At 59.6% G+C, this 16,547-nt stretch carries 17 protein-coding genes; 11 read left to right on the top strand and 6 right to left on the bottom strand.

Going from position 1 to position 16,547, the window contains the following annotated elements; all coding sequences use genetic code 11:
* Positions 1 to 2 precede the first annotated feature (2 nt).
* Positions 3 to 1,160, bottom strand: a complete 1,158-nt coding sequence (emhA, locus tag ACZYSM_RS15945) for an efflux RND transporter periplasmic adaptor subunit EmhA (protein WP_489072440.1) — start codon at positions 1,158 to 1,160, stop codon at positions 3 to 5.
* 264 nt (positions 1,161 to 1,424) lie between these two features.
* Here emhA and emhR point away from each other — a divergent pair, with 264 nt between their 5' ends.
* From emhR to ACZYSM_RS15925, 4 genes are all read left to right on the top strand, one after another.
* A complete protein-coding gene (gene emhR / locus ACZYSM_RS15940) occupies positions 1,425 to 2,057 on the top strand; it encodes an efflux system transcriptional repressor EmhR (protein WP_489072439.1) in 633 nt (210 codons plus the stop codon).
* Between the two features lie 162 nt (positions 2,058 to 2,219).
* Complete coding sequence (locus ACZYSM_RS15935) at positions 2,220 to 3,104, top strand: DMT family transporter (protein WP_489072438.1); 885 nt, start codon at positions 2,220 to 2,222, stop codon at positions 3,102 to 3,104.
* Between the two features lie 117 nt (positions 3,105 to 3,221).
* Complete coding sequence (locus ACZYSM_RS15930; RefSeq protein ID WP_489072437.1) at positions 3,222 to 3,920, top strand: CoA transferase subunit A; 699 nt, start codon at positions 3,222 to 3,224, stop codon at positions 3,918 to 3,920.
* Positions 3,921 to 3,922: 2 nt separating this feature from the next.
* The gene (locus ACZYSM_RS15925) at positions 3,923 to 4,552 is read left to right on the top strand and encodes a CoA transferase subunit B (RefSeq protein ID WP_489072436.1); all 630 of its coding nucleotides are present in this window, start codon (positions 3,923 to 3,925) and stop codon (positions 4,550 to 4,552) included.
* A 73-nt stretch (positions 4,553 to 4,625) separates the two neighbouring features.
* Here ACZYSM_RS15925 and ACZYSM_RS15920 read toward each other — a convergent pair whose 3' ends face one another.
* The 3 genes from ACZYSM_RS15920 to ACZYSM_RS15910 are packed head-to-tail and all read right to left on the bottom strand — an operon-like array spanning position 4,626 to position 7,191.
* Positions 4,626 to 5,675 (bottom strand): alkene reductase, encoded by a 1,050-nt coding sequence (locus ACZYSM_RS15920; RefSeq protein ID WP_489072435.1) that lies wholly within the window; start codon positions 5,673 to 5,675, stop codon positions 4,626 to 4,628.
* Positions 5,676 to 5,695: 20 nt separating this feature from the next.
* The gene (locus ACZYSM_RS15915; protein WP_489072434.1) at positions 5,696 to 6,862 is read right to left on the bottom strand and encodes an MFS transporter; all 1,167 of its coding nucleotides are present in this window, start codon (positions 6,860 to 6,862) and stop codon (positions 5,696 to 5,698) included.
* A 26-nt stretch (positions 6,863 to 6,888) separates the two neighbouring features.
* Positions 6,889 to 7,191, bottom strand: a complete 303-nt coding sequence (locus tag ACZYSM_RS15910; protein ID WP_489072433.1) for an ArsR/SmtB family transcription factor — start codon at positions 7,189 to 7,191, stop codon at positions 6,889 to 6,891.
* A gap of 154 nt (positions 7,192 to 7,345) precedes the next feature.
* On the opposite strand from ACZYSM_RS15910, the gene ACZYSM_RS15905 reads away from it, so the two are divergent.
* Positions 7,346 to 7,918 (top strand): acyl carrier protein phosphodiesterase, encoded by a 573-nt coding sequence (locus ACZYSM_RS15905; protein ID WP_489072432.1) that lies wholly within the window; start codon positions 7,346 to 7,348, stop codon positions 7,916 to 7,918.
* Positions 7,919 to 8,019: 101 nt separating this feature from the next.
* Here the strand turns inward: ACZYSM_RS15905 and ACZYSM_RS15900 are convergent, their stop codons facing one another.
* Together ACZYSM_RS15900 and olsB are read right to left on the bottom strand one after the other, a co-directional pair.
* Positions 8,020 to 8,814, bottom strand: coding sequence for a lysophospholipid acyltransferase family protein (locus tag ACZYSM_RS15900; protein WP_489072431.1), 795 nt, complete (start codon positions 8,812 to 8,814; stop codon positions 8,020 to 8,022).
* Entirely contained in the window at positions 8,814 to 9,569 is a 756-nt protein-coding gene (olsB, locus tag ACZYSM_RS15895) for an L-ornithine N(alpha)-acyltransferase (RefSeq protein WP_489072430.1), read from the bottom strand. The genes ACZYSM_RS15900 and olsB overlap by 1 nt, the downstream gene beginning before the upstream one ends.
* Positions 9,570 to 9,710: 141 nt before the next feature.
* Between olsB and ACZYSM_RS15890 the strand changes: the two genes are divergently transcribed.
* From ACZYSM_RS15890 to ACZYSM_RS15865, 6 genes are all read left to right on the top strand, one after another.
* Positions 9,711 to 10,586 (top strand): acyl-CoA dehydrogenase middle domain-containing protein, encoded by an 876-nt coding sequence (locus tag ACZYSM_RS15890; RefSeq protein ID WP_489072429.1) that lies wholly within the window; start codon positions 9,711 to 9,713, stop codon positions 10,584 to 10,586.
* 267 nt (positions 10,587 to 10,853) lie between these two features.
* A complete protein-coding gene (locus ACZYSM_RS15885; protein WP_489072428.1) occupies positions 10,854 to 11,948 on the top strand; it encodes a serine hydrolase domain-containing protein in 1,095 nt (364 codons plus the stop codon).
* Positions 11,945 to 12,274, top strand: a complete 330-nt coding sequence (locus ACZYSM_RS15880; protein WP_489072427.1) for an amidase — start codon at positions 11,945 to 11,947, stop codon at positions 12,272 to 12,274. The genes ACZYSM_RS15885 and ACZYSM_RS15880 overlap by 4 nt, the downstream gene beginning before the upstream one ends.
* A 186-nt stretch (positions 12,275 to 12,460) precedes the next feature.
* Complete coding sequence (locus tag ACZYSM_RS15875; RefSeq protein WP_489072426.1) at positions 12,461 to 13,636, top strand: M20 aminoacylase family protein; 1,176 nt, start codon at positions 12,461 to 12,463, stop codon at positions 13,634 to 13,636.
* An 81-nt stretch (positions 13,637 to 13,717) separates the two neighbouring features.
* Positions 13,718 to 15,034: a citrate-proton symporter gene (locus ACZYSM_RS15870; protein WP_489072425.1), complete on the top strand. Its 1,317-nt coding sequence runs from the start codon at positions 13,718 to 13,720 to the stop codon at positions 15,032 to 15,034.
* Positions 15,034 to 16,506: an amidase gene (locus tag ACZYSM_RS15865; RefSeq protein ID WP_489072424.1), complete on the top strand. Its 1,473-nt coding sequence runs from the start codon at positions 15,034 to 15,036 to the stop codon at positions 16,504 to 16,506. The genes ACZYSM_RS15870 and ACZYSM_RS15865 overlap by 1 nt, the downstream gene beginning before the upstream one ends.
* Positions 16,507 to 16,547 lie beyond the last annotated feature (41 nt).

Below are 16,547 nucleotides of genomic sequence, written 5' to 3'. Positions count from 1 at the left end.
GTTTACTCCCCTTTGCCGCCAGCAGCTTTGACTGTTGCCTGTGCAGGAACCGGGTTTTTCGCCGAAACGTTGGTCGCTTCAGTCACCTTGACTTCAACGCCAGGTTTAACGAATTGCAGACCTTCGGTGATCAGACGGTCACCCGCCTTCAAGCCATCCTCGATCAGCCATTGGCTACCGACGGTGCGGCTGGCCTTGAGCTGACGCAGTTCGACCTTGTTGTCCGGGCCAACTACCAGAGCGGTCGGAGTGCCTTTCAGGTCGCGGGTCACGCCTTGTTGCGGGGCGAGAATCGCGGCGCTGTTCACACCGGCCTGCAACTGCGCGTGGACAAACATGCCCGGCAGCAGAGTGTGGTCAGGGTTCGGGAAGACGGCGCGAAGGGTCACGGACCCCGTGGTTTGGTCGACCGAGACTTCGGAGAACTCCAGTTTGCCGTCTTGTTTGTATTGGCTACCGTCTTCCAGGGTCAGCTTGACCATGGCGGCATTCTCACCGGCCTTTTGCAGGCGACCGCTTTCCAGTTCGCGGCGCAGTTCAAGCAACGCTACCGACGACTGAGTGACGTCGACGTAGATCGGGTCGAGTTGCTGAATCACTGCCATGGCGTCGGTCTGGCCGCTGTTGACCAGCGCACCTTCGGTGACTGAAGAACGGCCGATACGACCGGAGAGTGGCGCCAGCACTTTGGTGTAACGCAGGTTGATCTGTGCGCTTTGCAGGCTTGCTTCCGATTGCAAACGATTGGCCACGGCAGTGTCGTATTCCTGACGGCTTACGGCTTGCTCGTTGACCAGTTGTTTGTAGCGATCGGAAATCGACTTGGTCGACTGCAGGTTCGCTTCGGCGCTTTTCTGGGTGGCTTCATAGACCGACGGATCGATCTGGTACAGCTGTTGGCCGGCTTTGACGTCGCCGCCTTCCTTGAACAGACGCTTGAGAATGATGCCGTTGACCTGAGGGCGGACTTCCGCCATGCGGTACGCCGTTGTGCGGCCCGGAAGTTCGGACGTCAAGGTGAAGGCTTGTGGTTGAAGGGTAACTACGCCGACCTGAGGGGCTTGAGGGGCAGGTGCTGCCTCTTCCTTTTTACATCCGCTGAGCAGCGATGCCAGGGCGACGGCAGTGACCAGAGCGGTAACAGCTGGCTTGAGTTGCATGAAAATCCTCGGGTCAGGCACGCAAAATGCGCACAAGAAAAGTGGAAGGGTAAAAAAAGTGCGCTGAGTAGATAAGTAGCTTGCTAAGGACTATACTTACGTTCATGGTTGTTTGTAAATACCTTGGCTGCGTACCGATCCGGTTACAAAAGTCGTAAAAGGTGTGAATTGTAGGCCGGGGACGAGAGCCAAGAGACTTCGCCCCATATTTATTCAGATGATCTTCAAACATCGCTGAAGCACCCCGATTGAGGTTGTACTGACATGGTCCGTCGTACCAAAGAGGAAGCTCAAGAAACCCGTAGCCAGATACTCGAAGCGGCAGAGAAAGCCTTTTATGAGCGAGGTGTGGCGCGTACCACGCTGGCGGATATTGCGGCGCTGGCTGGCGTCACGCGCGGGGCCATCTATTGGCATTTCAGTAACAAGGCGGATCTGGTTCAGGCCATGCTCGACACCTTGCATGAGCCGCTGGATGAGATGGCCAGGGCCAGTGAAAATGAAGCGGAGCTCGACCCGTTGGGTTGCATGCGCAAGCTGCTGATTCATTTGTTTCATCAAGTTGCCCTGGACCCGAAGACCCGACGCATTAATGAGATTCTGTTTCATAAGTGCGAATTCACCGATGAAATGTGCGATCTGCGCCAGCAGCGCCGCGCGGCCAGCCTGGATTGCAATGTGCGTATCGGGCTGGCGTTACGTAATGCGGTGAATCGTGGGCAACTTCCCGAGAATCTCGATACCGCTCGAGCCGCGGTCAGCATGCATGCGTTCATCAACGGCATCCTTTACAAGTGGCTGTTGGCACCTGACAGTTTTCAACTGCACATAGAAGCCGAGCGCTGGGTCGATACCGGGTTGGATATGCTGCGCTTGAGCCCTAGTCTGCGCAATTAAGACAAAATGCGTAATTGAGTCCAGTTGTGTCAACCTTTAAGGCGAGCGAAGATCAGACCTTCGCTCGCCTTGTCTCGATGGGGTGCTTTTATATACGTGCTGGCTTTATCTTGATAGATAGCCAACTACTTATTTTGTAGAGAATTTGTTGCGAGTGTGTGAATGAGTGTGAAAACCCCGTTGTTCAAAGGAGCTGAGCAACCGGCCAAAGGCATTGCACTGATTTGCCTGGCGGTTTTGCTGTTCGCAAGTCACGACACGCTGTCCAAATACCTTTCTGTTTTCTACCCCATCGTCATGGTGGTGTGGGCACGCTATGTGGTGCACACGCTGTTGATGCTGGTGATCTTCGTGCCGCGCACAGGGTTTTCGGCGGTGGTGCGCACCAAACGCCCAGGCTTGCAGTTGCTCCGCGCACTGTGCCTGATAGGCACCAGCCTGTTCTTCACCACAGGCTTGCGCTATATCCCGTTGGCGGAAGCCACTTCGGTCAACTTTCTCGCGCCTTTATTGGTCACCGCGCTGTCCGTCCCGCTGCTGGGCGAACAGGTAACGCGCAGCCAATGGGTCGCAGTGCTGGCCGGTTTCGTCGGGGTATTGATTGTGGTTCGGCCAGGTGGGGCACTGTTCACTCCTGCGATTTTGTTGCCACTGTGCTCGGCACTGTGTTTCGGCTTCTATCAACTGCTGACCCGCAAACTCAGCGGCATCGACAGTCCGACCACCAGCAACTTCCTGACTGGTATTCTCAACTCGTTGATCATGAGCGCGCTGGTGCCATTTTTCTGGAGTACGCCAACACTGCCTCACGCTCTGTTCATGATCGGCCTGGGGACCTGCGGCATGCTTGGCCATATGTTGCTGACCCAAGCCTTCCGCCACGCGGCCCCGGCGATGCTCGCGCCGTTCAGCTACGGGCAGATTCTGTTTGCCGGAATGTACGGCTACCTGATCTTTGACCATACGCCGGATATGTTCGGCATCATCGGAATCGCGGTGATTTGCCTGAGCGGTCTTGCCGTGGCTTGGGGGCAGCGCAAGGGCTAAGCTGACGAAGCAGCCGAATCGGGGGAGGGGGGCGCTGATAGTTCTAGCTCCTCCCGACCAGAGCAAACAGGCCGCGTCCGCATGCCTGCGGGTCGTGGTGAATTCGAGGAAAAACATGTGAACAAGATTTACTCGAGTGCTGAATCCGCCCTGCAAGGTCTCGTCGAAGACGGCATGACCCTTGCCGTAGGTGGTTTTGGGTTGTGCGGTATCCCTGAGGCCTTGATCGCCGCCTTACGTGATACCGGCAAAAGTGGCCTGACGGTGATCAGTAACAACGCCGGGGTTGACGGTTTCGGACTGGGCCAACTGCTGACCACCCGGCAGATCCGCAAGATGATTTCTTCATACGTTGGCGAGAACAAAGAGTTTGAGCGTCAGTACCTGGCCGGCGAGTTGGAATTGGAGTTCACTCCGCAAGGCACCCTGGCGGAAAAACTTCGCGCGGGTGGTGCGGGCATCCCGGCGTTTTTCACCAAGACCGGTTACGGCACCCTGGTGGCCGAAGGCAAGGAAACCCGTGAGTTCGATGGCGAGTGGTACGTGATGGAACGCTCGCTACGAGCCGACGTGGCGCTGGTCAAAGCCTGGAAGGCCGACAAGTCGGGCAATCTGCTGTTCAACAAGACTGCCCGCAACTTCAACCCACTGGCCGCCATGGCGGCGAAAGTCTGTGTTGTCGAAGTGGAAGAGATCGTTGAGATAGGCGAACTGGATGCCGATCAGATTCACTTGCCGGGGATCTACGTGCAGCGTCTGGTGCTCAACGCGACCCCCGAAAAACGCATCGAACAACGCACTGTGCGGAGCGCCTGATCATGGCCTGGACTCGTGAAGAAATGGCGCAGCGCGCCGCTCAAGAATTAAAGGACGGTTTCTACGTCAACCTTGGTATTGGTTTGCCGACGCTGGTGGCCAACTATATTCCCGAAGGCATGGACGTCTGGCTACAGAGCGAAAATGGTTTGCTTGGTATCGGTCCGTTTCCGCTTGAAGATGAAGTCAATCCTGACCTGATCAACGCCGGCAAGCAGACCATTACGACCTTGCCTGGCAGCAGTTTTTTCAACAGTGCCGACTCCTTCGCGATGATCCGTGGGGGCCACATCAATCTGTCGATTCTCGGTGCCATGCAGGTGTCGGAGAACGGCGATCTGGCCAACTGGATGATCCCGGGCAAAATGGTCAAAGGCATGGGCGGCGCCATGGACCTGGTGGCTGGGGTCAAGCGCGTGGTGGTATTGATGGAACACACCGCCAAGGGCGGTAGCCACAAGTTGCTCAAGAAGTGCGACCTGCCGTTGACCGGCGTCGGTGTGGTGGACCGGATCATTACTGATCTGGCGGTGCTGGACGTGACTGAACAAGGCCTGAAACTGGTGGAGCTGGCAGCGGGTGTGAGCCTGGAAGAACTGCAAGCGGCGACAGGGTGCCCGATCAGCGATTGATTTGCGGCGATTGGCATATGCAAAAAAGCCCCGGCTCTCACGAGTCGGGGCTTTTTGCTTTAGCGCGTTTCGTTTACAGCACGGGGTAGTCGATGTAGCCGACCGGGCCCTTGGCGTAGAAAAGCTCTGGGCGTGCTTCGTTCAGCGGTGCATCGGCTTTCAGGCGTGCCGGCAGGTCCGGGTTGGCGATGAACGGTACACCGAAGGCGATCGCATCGGCCTTGCCGCTGGCCAGCCAGGCATTGGCGCTATCTTTGGTGAAGCGTTCGTTGGCGATGTACGGGCCGCCGAAAGCTGCTTTGAGTTGTGGGCCGAGGCTGTCGGCGCCTTCCTTCTCACGGGAGCAGATGAAGGCGATGCCGCGCTTGCCCAGCTCCCGAGCGATGTAGCTGAAGGTCTCCGACAGGTTTTCGTCACCCATGTCGTGGGAGTCGGCCCGCGGCGCCAGGTGCATGCCGACACGACCAGCGCCCCAGACTTCGATCACCGCGTCAGTTACTTCGAGCATCAGTCGTGCACGGTTTTCCAGTGAGCCACCGTAGATGTCGGTGCGTTGGTTGGTGCTGCTTTGCAGGAACTGGTCGAGCAAGTAACCGTTGGCGCCGTGGATTTCCACGCCGTCGAAACCAGCGGCCTTGGCGTTCTCGGCACCCACGCGGTAGGCGTCGACGATGTCCGCGATTTCAGCGGTTTCCAGTGCACGCGGGGTCGGGTAGTCGGCCAGAGGACGCACCAGGCTGACATGACCTTTAGGCGCAATGGCGCTCGGTGCGACTGGCGCTTCGCCGTTCAGGTAAGACGGATGGGAGATCCGCCCGACGTGCCAGAGTTGCAGGAAGATCTTGCCGCCTGCGCCGTGTACTGCTTTGGTCACGTTGCTCCAGCCGCGCACTTGGTCGTTGGACCAGATGCCCGGAGTATCGGGATAGCCAACGCCCATTGGCGTGACCGAAGTGGCTTCGCTGAGGATCAGCCCGGCGGAAGCACGTTGTACATAGTACTCAGCCATCAGCGCGTTCGGCACACGGCCTTCATCGGCGCGGCAGCGGGTCAGCGGTGCCATGATGATGCGATTCGCAAGCTCAAGGTCGCCGAGTTTGATGGGATCGAAAATAGTTGTCATGGATACAACCCTCTTAATGATTAGTTGGTAACAGGGGCCAGCTCGGCATTGCCGCTCTGACGAAAAGTAATCAGGGTCACCAGCAGGGCGAGGACCGCCAGTGCTGCAGCGGCCAGAGGCACGCGGGTCAAGCCGAAACCGTGGGCAATCACGCTGCCGCCCACCCAGGCGCCGAGTGCGTTGCCGATGTTGAAGGCGCCGATATTCAGGGTCGACACCAGGTTCGGTGCGGCTTTGCCGAAGGTCACCACGTTCACTTGCAGGGCCGGAACGGCGGCGAACGAGGCGGTGGCCCAGAGGAACAGCGTGATTTCTGTCGGGATCAGCGCGACGCTGGTCCAGCTCAGCAGGGTCGAAACCACCGCCATGGAGATGAAGACCCCGATCAAGGTGGCCGCCAGGCGCTTGTCCGCCAATTTGCCGCCGATGATGTTGCCCACGGTCAGCCCGAGGCCGATCAACAGCAGGGTCCAGGTCACGCCCTTGGGCGAAACACCGGTGACGTCGCCCAGCAGCGGTGCAACGTAGGTGAAGAGGGTAAACATCGACGCGGCGAACAGCGCGGTCATGCTCAGCGACAACCAGATCCCGGCACCTTTCAGGGCGGCCAGTTCCGAGCGCATATCGAGTTTTTCTTCATCGCGTTTGGCTGGCAGGAAACGGATCAGGCCGATCAGCGCGATCACACCAATAACCGTCACGGCCCAGAAGGTCGAACGCCAGCCGGCTTCCTGACCCAGTGCAGTGCCCAGTGGTACACCCAACACGTTGGCCAGGGTCAGGCCGGTGAACATCAAGGCCACGGCCGAGGCGCGTTTGTTGGCGGGTACCAGGCCGGCAGCCACCACCGAGCCGATGCCGAAGAAGGCGCCGTGACACAGGGCCGTCACGACCCGGGCGAACATCAGCACGTTGTAGTCACTGGCCAGGGCACACAGCAGGTTGCCGACGATGAAGATGCCCATCAACGCTACCAGTGCGGCCTTGCGCGGCAGTTTGGCGGTGGCCAGTGCCATGAATGGCGCACCAATGGCCACGCCCAGGGCGTAGCCGGTCACCAGCCAGCCGGCGCCGGGAATCGACACACCGAGGTCGGCCGCCACTTCGGGCAGCAAGCCCATGATGACGAACTCGGTGGTGCCGATGGCGAAGGCGCTCAGAGCCAGGATGATTAGCGAGAGGGGCATGTTTAAATCCTTGTAAAAGCTCTGGGTCAGAGCTCTTTGCTGATGGCGCGGAGGAATTCCTGAATCACATCCTCGTTGCGTTTGAAGAAGTGCCACTGACCGGCTTTCTGGCTGGTGATCAGCCCCGCACGCTGCAAGGTCGCCAAGTGAGCGGACACGGTCGACTGCGACAGGCCGCAGCGTTGATCGATCTGTCCGGCGCAGATGCCGTACTCGTGGTTGTGGGTTTGATCGGGGAACTGAGCTTTCGGGTCTTTCAGCCAGTTGAGGATGTCTCGCCGTACTGGGTGCGCCAGGGCTTTTATTATTTCGTCGAGGTCGATGGTCATGGCAGTGCTCGGGGTGAGTAAAACGCTATATCGCGATGGGGCGAACTTTAAATCGCTATTTCGCGATATACCAATATGATTTTGATCTGGGATCAGCATAAATCGACATATCGAGTTATAATGATATTGGTGGCGCAGTGCTAAGCTGGGCTCTATGAACTATCTCGCACACCTACACCTTGGCGGCCAGCGCCCGGGTCAACTGCTCGGCAGCCTGTATGGCGACTTCGTCAAAGGGCGGCTGCAAGGGCAGTTCGATCCGGAGATCGAGGCGGCCATTGCGCTGCATCGGCATATTGATGTGTTCACCGATCGCCACCCGGTGGTCGGTCAGTCGCTGTCACGGTTTTTGCTGACGCGGCGGCGTTACGCCGGCATCGTGCTTGATGTTTTTTTCGATCACTGTCTGGCACGGGATTGGGCGTTGTATGCCGACCGGCCGCTGGAGAGTTTTACTTCGGACGTTTACCGGGTACTGGCCGCTGAACCGCAGTTGCCAGGGCGACTGGCGCAGATTGCGCCATACATGGCAGCGAATGACTGGTTGGGTTCGTATCGGGATTTTGCGGTGCTGGAGCAAGTGCTCCGGGGCATCTCACGGCGCTTGTCACGCCCGGAGGAACTCGCCAGCGCCATGCAGGAACTGGAAAAGTTGTATGAGCCGTTGAGTGAGGATTTCCGGGTGTTTTATCCGCAGCTTCAGGTGTTTGCACACCGATCCCTGTAGGAGCCGAGCTTGCTCGCGATGAACGATGATGCGGTCATCAGACAGACCGCGGTGACCCCATCGCGAGCAAGCTCGGCTCCTACAGGTTTATCGTCGATTCCCTAAGCCGCGACCAGCTCGCCGACACGACGCGGTTCAGCAGGCTGAACAACCTCTCCAAACAAGGCCATTTGCACCGCTTGCTGCGCCTGAAAGGCCAGGGCGGCGCGTTCTTGACCATGACAGGCAATCGGTTTGAGCAGGTGGATTTCTACCTCGCCCTGATCATTGGCGAACAAGCGCATCAGGTGTGACAGCAGGTCATCATCACCGATGAAGGGTGCCAGCGGATCGATCTGACCGTTACGTAAATACCGAATCGCCACCGGTTGCAAGGCAACGTCGGCATCGATGGCGGCAGATAACAAGCGGCCGTGGAAGGTGCGCAGCGAGCGGCCGTTGGTGGTGGTGCCTTCCGGGAACATCAACAGCGGGTGTTCTTGCTCCAGATGACGGCTCATCTGTTTGCGGATCAACTGGCTGTCGCCCGAGCCACGACGGATAAACAGACTGCCAGCCTTCGCCGCCAACCAACCGGCGACCGGCCAGGTGCGCACCTCGGCCTTGGACAGGAACGACAGTGGCGTCAGCATGCCGAGCAACGGAATGTCGGTCCATGACACATGGTTGCTGACCCAGAGCATCGGCTGTTGCGGCAATTCACCCTGAACGGTCACGCGAAAGGGCAGGGCATTGCCCAGACGTGCCATGAAAAACCGTGACCAGCGCTGACGCCGGACCATGGAGTTGGCCACGCCCATGCGCTCAAACAGACCGAACAGGCCGGCCATGCTCAACCCCAGCGCGACCACCACCAGCACCCGTGCAATCCGCGCGTACACCCGCAACCGGCTCATCAGACTGCCGCCTTGAAGTGGCGAGCGTAACGCGGGCACAACTCGTCACGCTTGAGCAGGATGAATACATCGGCGACCTGGAAGTCTTCGTCCCAGCAAGGTTCGCCGCAGATTTTCGCCCCCAGGCGCATGTAAGCCTTGAGCAGCGGCGGCATTTCGGCGATCACGTTGGACGGGATGTCGAGGGTTGGTAGCGGTTTCTTCGGTTCGGCGCGCAAGTGTTCGGTGCACAGGTAACGTTCGCGCAGGCGTTGCATGATCGCCTGGGCCTGAATCCCGCCGTCCTGCATCGGGATGCTGGCGCAACCCATCAAGTAGCTGTAACCCCCTTCGTTGAGCACTTCAGCGAGTTCGCCCCAGAGCACGGCAATGGTGCCGCCGTTGCGATACGCCGGGTCAACGCAGGTGCGGCCGATTTCCAGGATCGGGCCTTTGAGGTGTACCAGGCCGTGCAGGCTGAATTCTTCTTCGCTGTAGAAGCGCCCCAAACTGCTGGCGGCCTGGTGGTCGAGCAAGCGAGTGGTGGCAACCAGACGACCCGTGTTCAGGTCACGTACACCGATGTGGGCGCAGTGAACATCATAGTCATCCATGTCCAGACCGAGCTCCGCGCCTTTAAGCTTGGCGTTGAACTCGCCGCTGAAAACGTTGAAGCGCAAGGCCTGGGCTTCCTGCAATGCCTCGGCACCGATCAGGCGTTCGGCTTGCAGGCGGCGTTCATTGCCGGTGTCGCTGATGCGGGCGATCTGAGTCATTGCGAATCTCCGTACGGGCTACTCACCCGTCTTGGGTTGCAGCCGATCGACTTTGTTGTGCAAAGTCAGGCTATGTAGCCGCGGTGTCATCCCCATGAAGCTTTGGTGATGCTTGTATGACAGCCCTTTGAGGAACCGTTTATGCCTTGGCAAGCCCTGTTGAACCGTTGCGAACGTTTGCCCGCCAACCCGGATCTGGCCGAAGGTTATTCAACGTTGTTGCAGCAGTTGGGCTGCGTGACGCCGTTCGAATTGGCGGTGCGCGGCGGCCAGCTGATGGCGACGCCGGGGCTGGCGTTTCTGGTGGGCTATCAGGCCGCGTTACGTATGCTTTGGCCTAGCGCGCCGCCGAGCCTGGGAGCCTTGTGCGCGACCGAACAACGTAGTCTGCGCTCGGCAGACATGCAGACCCGCCTTGATGGCCTGCGACTGAGCGGGCGCAAGGACTTCGTCACTGCCGGCGATGCGGCGGACTGGCTATTGATTGCGGCGCGCTGCGAAGAGGCGGGTGAACAACCGCGTTTGAGTCTGGCGGTGGTTTACCCCGGAGAGCCCGGCGTACGTCTGGAAAAATTGCCGGCCATCCCATTGATGCCGGACATCAGCCACAGCCGCCTGTTTCTCGACAGTGCCCTCTGCGAGTTGCTGGCTGGGGATGGTTGGGACGCCTACGTCAAACCGTTCCGCACCTTGGAAGACATCTATGTGCACAGTGCCATGAGCGCCTGGTTGCATGGCGTCGGTCGGGACTGCGATTGGCCGCAGAACCTGCAACTGCGGCTGCTGGCGCTGCTGGCCGGGTGTGCGGAAGTCAGTCGGCAGAATCCGGGTTCGAAAGCCGGGCATGTGTTGCTGGGCGGTTTGTTCGCGCAATTTGATTCGCTCAAGTCTGAGCTGAACGAAGCGTTCACCGATGGCCCGCCGGAATGGGCGGTGCTGTGGGGGCGTGATCGGGCGGTGCTGGATCTGGCCGCTGGGGCACGGGCCAAGCGACTAGCAAAGGCGCTGGCGAGTTGAAATGGGGGACTTGAGAACGCTCGCTTTTCGTAGCAGCTGCCGCCAGGCTGCGTTCGGTCTGGGCTGCATCCGGACGTAGCGGTCGCAATCCGATAGATGCGTTTTGTCTGAAGAAACGCGATTGCAGGTTTTACGACCGCTTCGCAGCCGAACGCAGGCTACGCCAGCGGCTACAGGATTCTCGCAGCCAACGGTCCTTGGTATTACTTCCAAAACTGTCATCTATCTCGACTAAGCTCAGTAGGTTGATCTTCCTGAGTGCCCGCCATGTTCAAAGGCTTGTCCCTGCTGCTTGTGCTGCTTTTCATGAGCGTTCAGGCCGTCGCCGAAAACTGGCCTGCTGAACAATGGTCCCAAGGTCCTCAGGTTACCGGTCCGGCGCTGAAAGCGCTGGAGGATTACGCCTTTCAAACCCGGGACGACGCCACCCATAAAGGCATCCGCACCGATGCCTTGCTGGTGATCCGCGACGGTCAATTGATCTACGAGCGTTATGCCGGGCCGACCACCGCCGATACGCCGCATCTCACCTGGTCCATCAGCAAAAGCCTGATGGCCACGGTGTTGGGTGTGGCCTACGGCGAAGGGCGCTTTGCGTTGCAGGACCCGGTGGCGAAATTCTATTTGCCATTGCAAACGCATCCGGCGATTTCCATGGCTGACTTGCTGCACTGGGCGTCGGGTCTGGATTGGCAGGAAGACTATGAATACGCCCCATTGAAGTCATCGGTGGTGGCCATGCTGTACACACGTGGCTGCAGCGATATGGCGGCGTTCACCGCTGGCCATGGCGAGTTCAGTACGCCGGGGCAGGCGTTTCGATATTCCAGCGGTGACAGCAACCTGTTATCCGCTGCACTGAAGGACATGCTCGGCGCGAAGTATCCGGACTATCCATGGACCGCATTGTTCGAGCCCTTGGGTATTCGCAACGCTGTGTGGGAAACCGATGCCAGCGGCACTTTTGTCGCCTCATCCTATGCCTACCTCACGGCCCGCGATCTGGCGCGGGTCGGTCTGCTGATGCAGCGCGACGGTCGTTGGGGCGATCGCCAGTTGCTGCCCAAGGATTGGGTCGAGTTCAATCGTCAACCTTTTGCTCACTATCAAGCCAAGCAGGATGAGGTCGTGCCGGGCGGTCAGTGGTGGCTCAATCGTGCCGTCGATGGCGCCGCCAAACCCTGGCCAGACGCGCCCGCCGATACCTTCGCGGCGCTGGGCCATTGGGGGCAGGCGTTGTATGTCATCCCCAGCGAGAACCTGGTGATCGTGCGTTATGGCGATGATCGCGATGGTAGCTACCGGCACAACGAACTACTCAAGCGCGCGTTGGGCGCTTTTGCCCCGCAGGTGCAGCCATGAGCCGCCAAAGGTTTGTCCGACGCAGACCGTTCAGCAGCCTGCTGGGTTTGCTGATTCTGGCGCTACTCGCCTGGGTCTGGCAGGAGCGGGTGGCGTTGCAGGCTTTCCCGGACATCATTGGCGCCTACACCGCCAAGGAATACTGCTCTTGCCGGTATGTGATGAGCAACCCGGCCGAGTATTGCCGTACCTACGTGAAGCAATACCTGCCCACCAGCGGTTTCCTGGATGACATCCAACAACGTCGAGTGACCGCCAGCGGTATGGGGCGCAGCCATACCGCCGCCTGGCTCGGTGCCCGTCAGGGTTGCCGGCTATTGCCATAATCATGCTGGTTGTGTGGCGAGGGAGCGTGCTCCCTCGCCATGAGGTTCCACCCTGTGGAACCACATTTGATTGTCCCCAAGTCTGGCTCGCGGTTATCTGACGGTGAGCCACGACAGTGCCTTGCTACGTCGTGAAATGCTCCGAAAAAAAGAACGGGAATACACCCGGCCCTGAGGAGATACGCCATGACTCGACACCAGCACATCTTTGCCTGGCTTAACGACGTCGCCAGCGACCTGCACGCGGTCCGCCAGGACATTCACGCCCACCCGGAGCTCGGCTTCGAAGAAAACCGCACTGCGGCACTGGTGGCCCGATCCCTCGAAGAGTGGGGCTATGACGTGCATACCGGTGTCGGTAAAACCGGTGTGGTCGGTGTGCTGCGCAATGGCAGCAGCTCGCGCAAGCTGGGCCTGCGGGCTGACATGGATGCCTTGCCGATCATCGAAAACACGGGTGTTGCCTACAGCAGTCGCCACAGCGGTTGCATGCACGCTTGCGGACATGACGGGCATACCACGATGCTCTTGGGCGCTGCGCGTTATCTGGCGGCGACGCGTCAGTTCGATGGCACCCTGACGCTGATTTTCCAACCCGCGGAAGAGGGCCAGGGCGGCGCCGAGGCGATGCTTGCCGACGGTTTGCTGGAGCGCTTTCCCTGTGATGCGCTGTTCGGTATGCACAACATGCCGGGGCTGCCGGCCGGGCACCTGGGATTTCGCGTAGGGCCGATGATGGCTTCTCAGGACTTGCTCACAGTGACGATCGAAGGCGTCGGCGGCCACGGCTCGATGCCGCACCTGGCCGTCGACCCTCTGGTGGCTGCATCCAGTGTGGTCATGGCGTTGCAAACGGTGGTGGCGCGCAATATCGATGCGCAGCAGGCGGCGGTGGTCACCGTCGGTGCGTTGCAATCGGGGCAAGCGGCCAACGTGATTCCACAACAGGCAATTCTGCGCCTGAGTCTGCGGGCCTTGAACGCACCGGTTCGCGAGCAAATGCTGGATCGAGTGCGGGCGATCATCCTTGCTCAGGCTGAAAGTTATGGCTGCACTGCGCAGATCGAACATCGGCCGGCCTATCCGGTATTGGTCAACAGCCTGGAAGAAACCGAGTTCGCCCGCCAGGTCGGGGTGGCGCTGATCGGAGCCGAGGCGGTTGATGGCAATACCCCAAAACTGATGGGCAGCGAGGACTTCGCCTGGATGCTGCAACGCTGTCCCGGCAGCTACCTGTTTATCGGCAACGGACTGGCGCGGCCGATGGTTCACAACCCAGGCTACGACTTCAACGACGACATTCTCCTGACGGGCGCGGCGTATTGGGGCGCACTGACCGAGAGCTGGCTCAAGCCAGCCTGATTTCCCTCTGTCTTCTGCCGCTGGATCGGGTGCAGTCGAGCTGCGTCCGCTTTTTCCCGAACAGGTTAATGGAGAGTTCCCATGCACATTTCCAAACCCGGTGTTTCACGCACCTGTCAGGTGGTCGCCGCCGTGATCGGCAATGCACTGGAATGGTATGACTTCATCGTTTACGGCTTTCTCGCCAGCATCATCGCCCGGCAGTTTTTCCCCTCCGAGGATGACTACGCTTCGCTGCTGATGGCGTTGGCGACTTTCGGTGTGGGTTTTTTCATGCGCCCGGTGGGCGGCATCCTGCTGGGTATGTATTCGGACCGCAAAGGGCGTAAGGCGGCCATGCAACTGATCATCCAACTGATGACGGTTTCCATCGCGCTGATTGCCTTCGCGCCGAACTACGCGGCCATCGGCATGGGCGCACCGCTGATGATCGTGGTGGCGCGAATGCTTCAGGGTTTTGCCACCGGTGGCGAGTACGCCAGCGCCACGGCTTTTCTGGTGGAAAGTGCACCCGCGAACAAAAAAGGTTTGTACGGTTCCTGGCAACTGGTCGGGCAATGCCTGGCGGTGTTTTGCGGCGCGGCAATGGTGGCGCTGGTGACTCATCTGTTCACGCCTGAAGCGCTCGACAGTTGGGGCTGGCGGCTGCCGTTCATCCTCGGCTTGCTGATCGGTCCGGTGGGGTTGTGGATCCGTAAACACATGGAAGATCCAGAAGCGTTTATCGAGGCGCGTAAGAACGTGCGTGGGCCGAGCCCGACGCTGCTGGAGGTGGTTCGTGATTATCGACGGAGCATTCTGGTGTCCATGGGTCTGGCCTGCGGTGCCACGGTGTCTTTCTATGTGGTGCTGGTGAACATGCCGACGTTTGCCCACAAGAACCTCGGTTTGCCGCTGGACCAGGTACTGCTGGTGCAGATGCTCGCGGTGGCGTTGATGACTATTGTGATTCCGTTGTCCGGCGCGTTGTCGGATCGGCTTGGGCGACGTCCGGTATTAATGGCCTTCACCCTGGCATTTTTTGTGATGGTCTATCCGCTGTATGTCTGGGTGGCAGCAGCGCCTTCGGTGGAACGCTTGTTGGTGATGCAACTGCTGTTGTGCAGCGCCATCGGCGGCTTTTTCGGCCCGGCGCCTACCGCGTTGGCCGAGCAGTTTCCGATTGAGGTGCGCTCCACAGGTGTCTCTATTGCCTACAACGTGGCGGTCATGGTGTTTGGTGGTTTTGCGCCGCTGATTGTGACCTGGCTCAGTAAGGTAATGGATACCCCCGTTGCGCCGGCATTTTATGTGCTGTTCGCCTGCTTGCTGACATTGCTGGGCACTTATTGCATGCATGAAGCTGTGCGGGAAAAGAAATCTGCCGCACTGCCACTTTCCAATGGGGTGAAGCCCTGATGAATCCTGCTGAGCACCGGTGCCCCTGGCACAACCCGATCGTTGAACTGGATGCTAACGAGTTGTCGCGGGCGATCCATGCCCGACAGGTTTCCTGTCGCGAGGTGATGCTGGCTTATCTGGCACAGATCGAGCGCTTCAACCCGCAGGTCAATGCGTTGGTCTCGTTACGTCCAAGTGAGGTGCTGCTGGCCGAGGCGGATGAGCGCGACAGGCAACTGGACAAGGGGCAGTCCCAGGGCTGGATGCATGGCATGCCCCAGGCGATCAAGGACCTGGCGGCCACCGCCGGCCTGCGCACGACCATGGGTTCGCCGTTGTTCGCCGAGCAGATTCCGCAACACGACGCCATCAGTGTGGCGCGAGTCAGGGACTGCGGGGCGATCATCATCGGCAAGAGCAACGTCCCCGAATTCGGCCTCGGCTCGCAGACCTACAACAGCCTGTTTGGCACCACCGGCAATGCCTACGACCCGCGACTGATTGCCGGTGGCAGCAGCGGCGGGGCGGCGGTGGCCCTGGCCTTACGCATGCTGCCGGTGGCCGATGGCAGTGACATGATGGGCTCGTTGCGCAACCCGGCGGCGTTCAACAATGTGTTCGGATTTCGACCTTCCCAAGGGCGGGTTCCTCACGGGCCGGCCCCCGAGGTATTTGTTCAGCAGTTGGCCACCGAAGGGCCGATGGGCCGCAGTGTCGCTGATGTCGCTCGGTTGTTGAGCACTCAGGCCGGCTTCGACTCGCGGGTGCCATTGTCGCTGAAGGAGGATCCGAGGGTTTTTGCCGAACCGCTTGAGCGTGATTTCAGCGGGGCGCGGCTAGGCTGGTTGGGCGATTACAAGGGTTACTTGCCAATGGAGAGCGGGGTGTTGAGCCTGTGCGAATCCGCACTGGCCGACTTCGCTGAGTTGGGCTGCGAGGTCCAACCCTGCCAGCCTGACTTTTCCATGGAGCGGTTATGGCAAACCTGGCTGGTGCATCGGCATTGGTTGGTTCAGGGAGCCCTCGGGACGCTTTACGCCGATCCGCAGAAGCGCCGCTTGCTCAAGCCAGAGGCTCAATGGGAAGTCGAGGGCGGTTTGAGACTGAGTGCGGCTGATGTCTATCAGGCCTCTCAGAGTCGTAGCGAGTGGTATCGCGCCTTGAGCCGGCTGTTCGAACGTTACGATTTTCTGCTGCTGCCGACCGCCCAAGTGTTCCCTTTCGATGCACAACAGCACTGGCCGCGCGTCGTCGAGGGGCGAGCAATGGACACGTATCACCGCTGGATGGAGGTGGTGATCGGGCCGACATTGGCGGGCTTGCCGAGTATCAGCGTGCCGGTGGGTTTCAACCCGGCCGGGTTGCCGATGGGCCTGCAAATCATTGGTCCGGCCCAGGCTGATCGGGCCGTCCTGCAATTGGCCTATGCTCATGAACAACTGACTCGGTGGGTCAAACGTCAGCCGCCCACCTGCTTGCTGCGGTCATAACAACTCTGTCGATCAGTCAGCGGGCCCGCATCTTGCTGCGT

The organism is Pseudomonas sp. F220, assembly GCF_057813935.1.
This window is presented reverse-complemented; position numbering and strand designations above follow the sequence as displayed.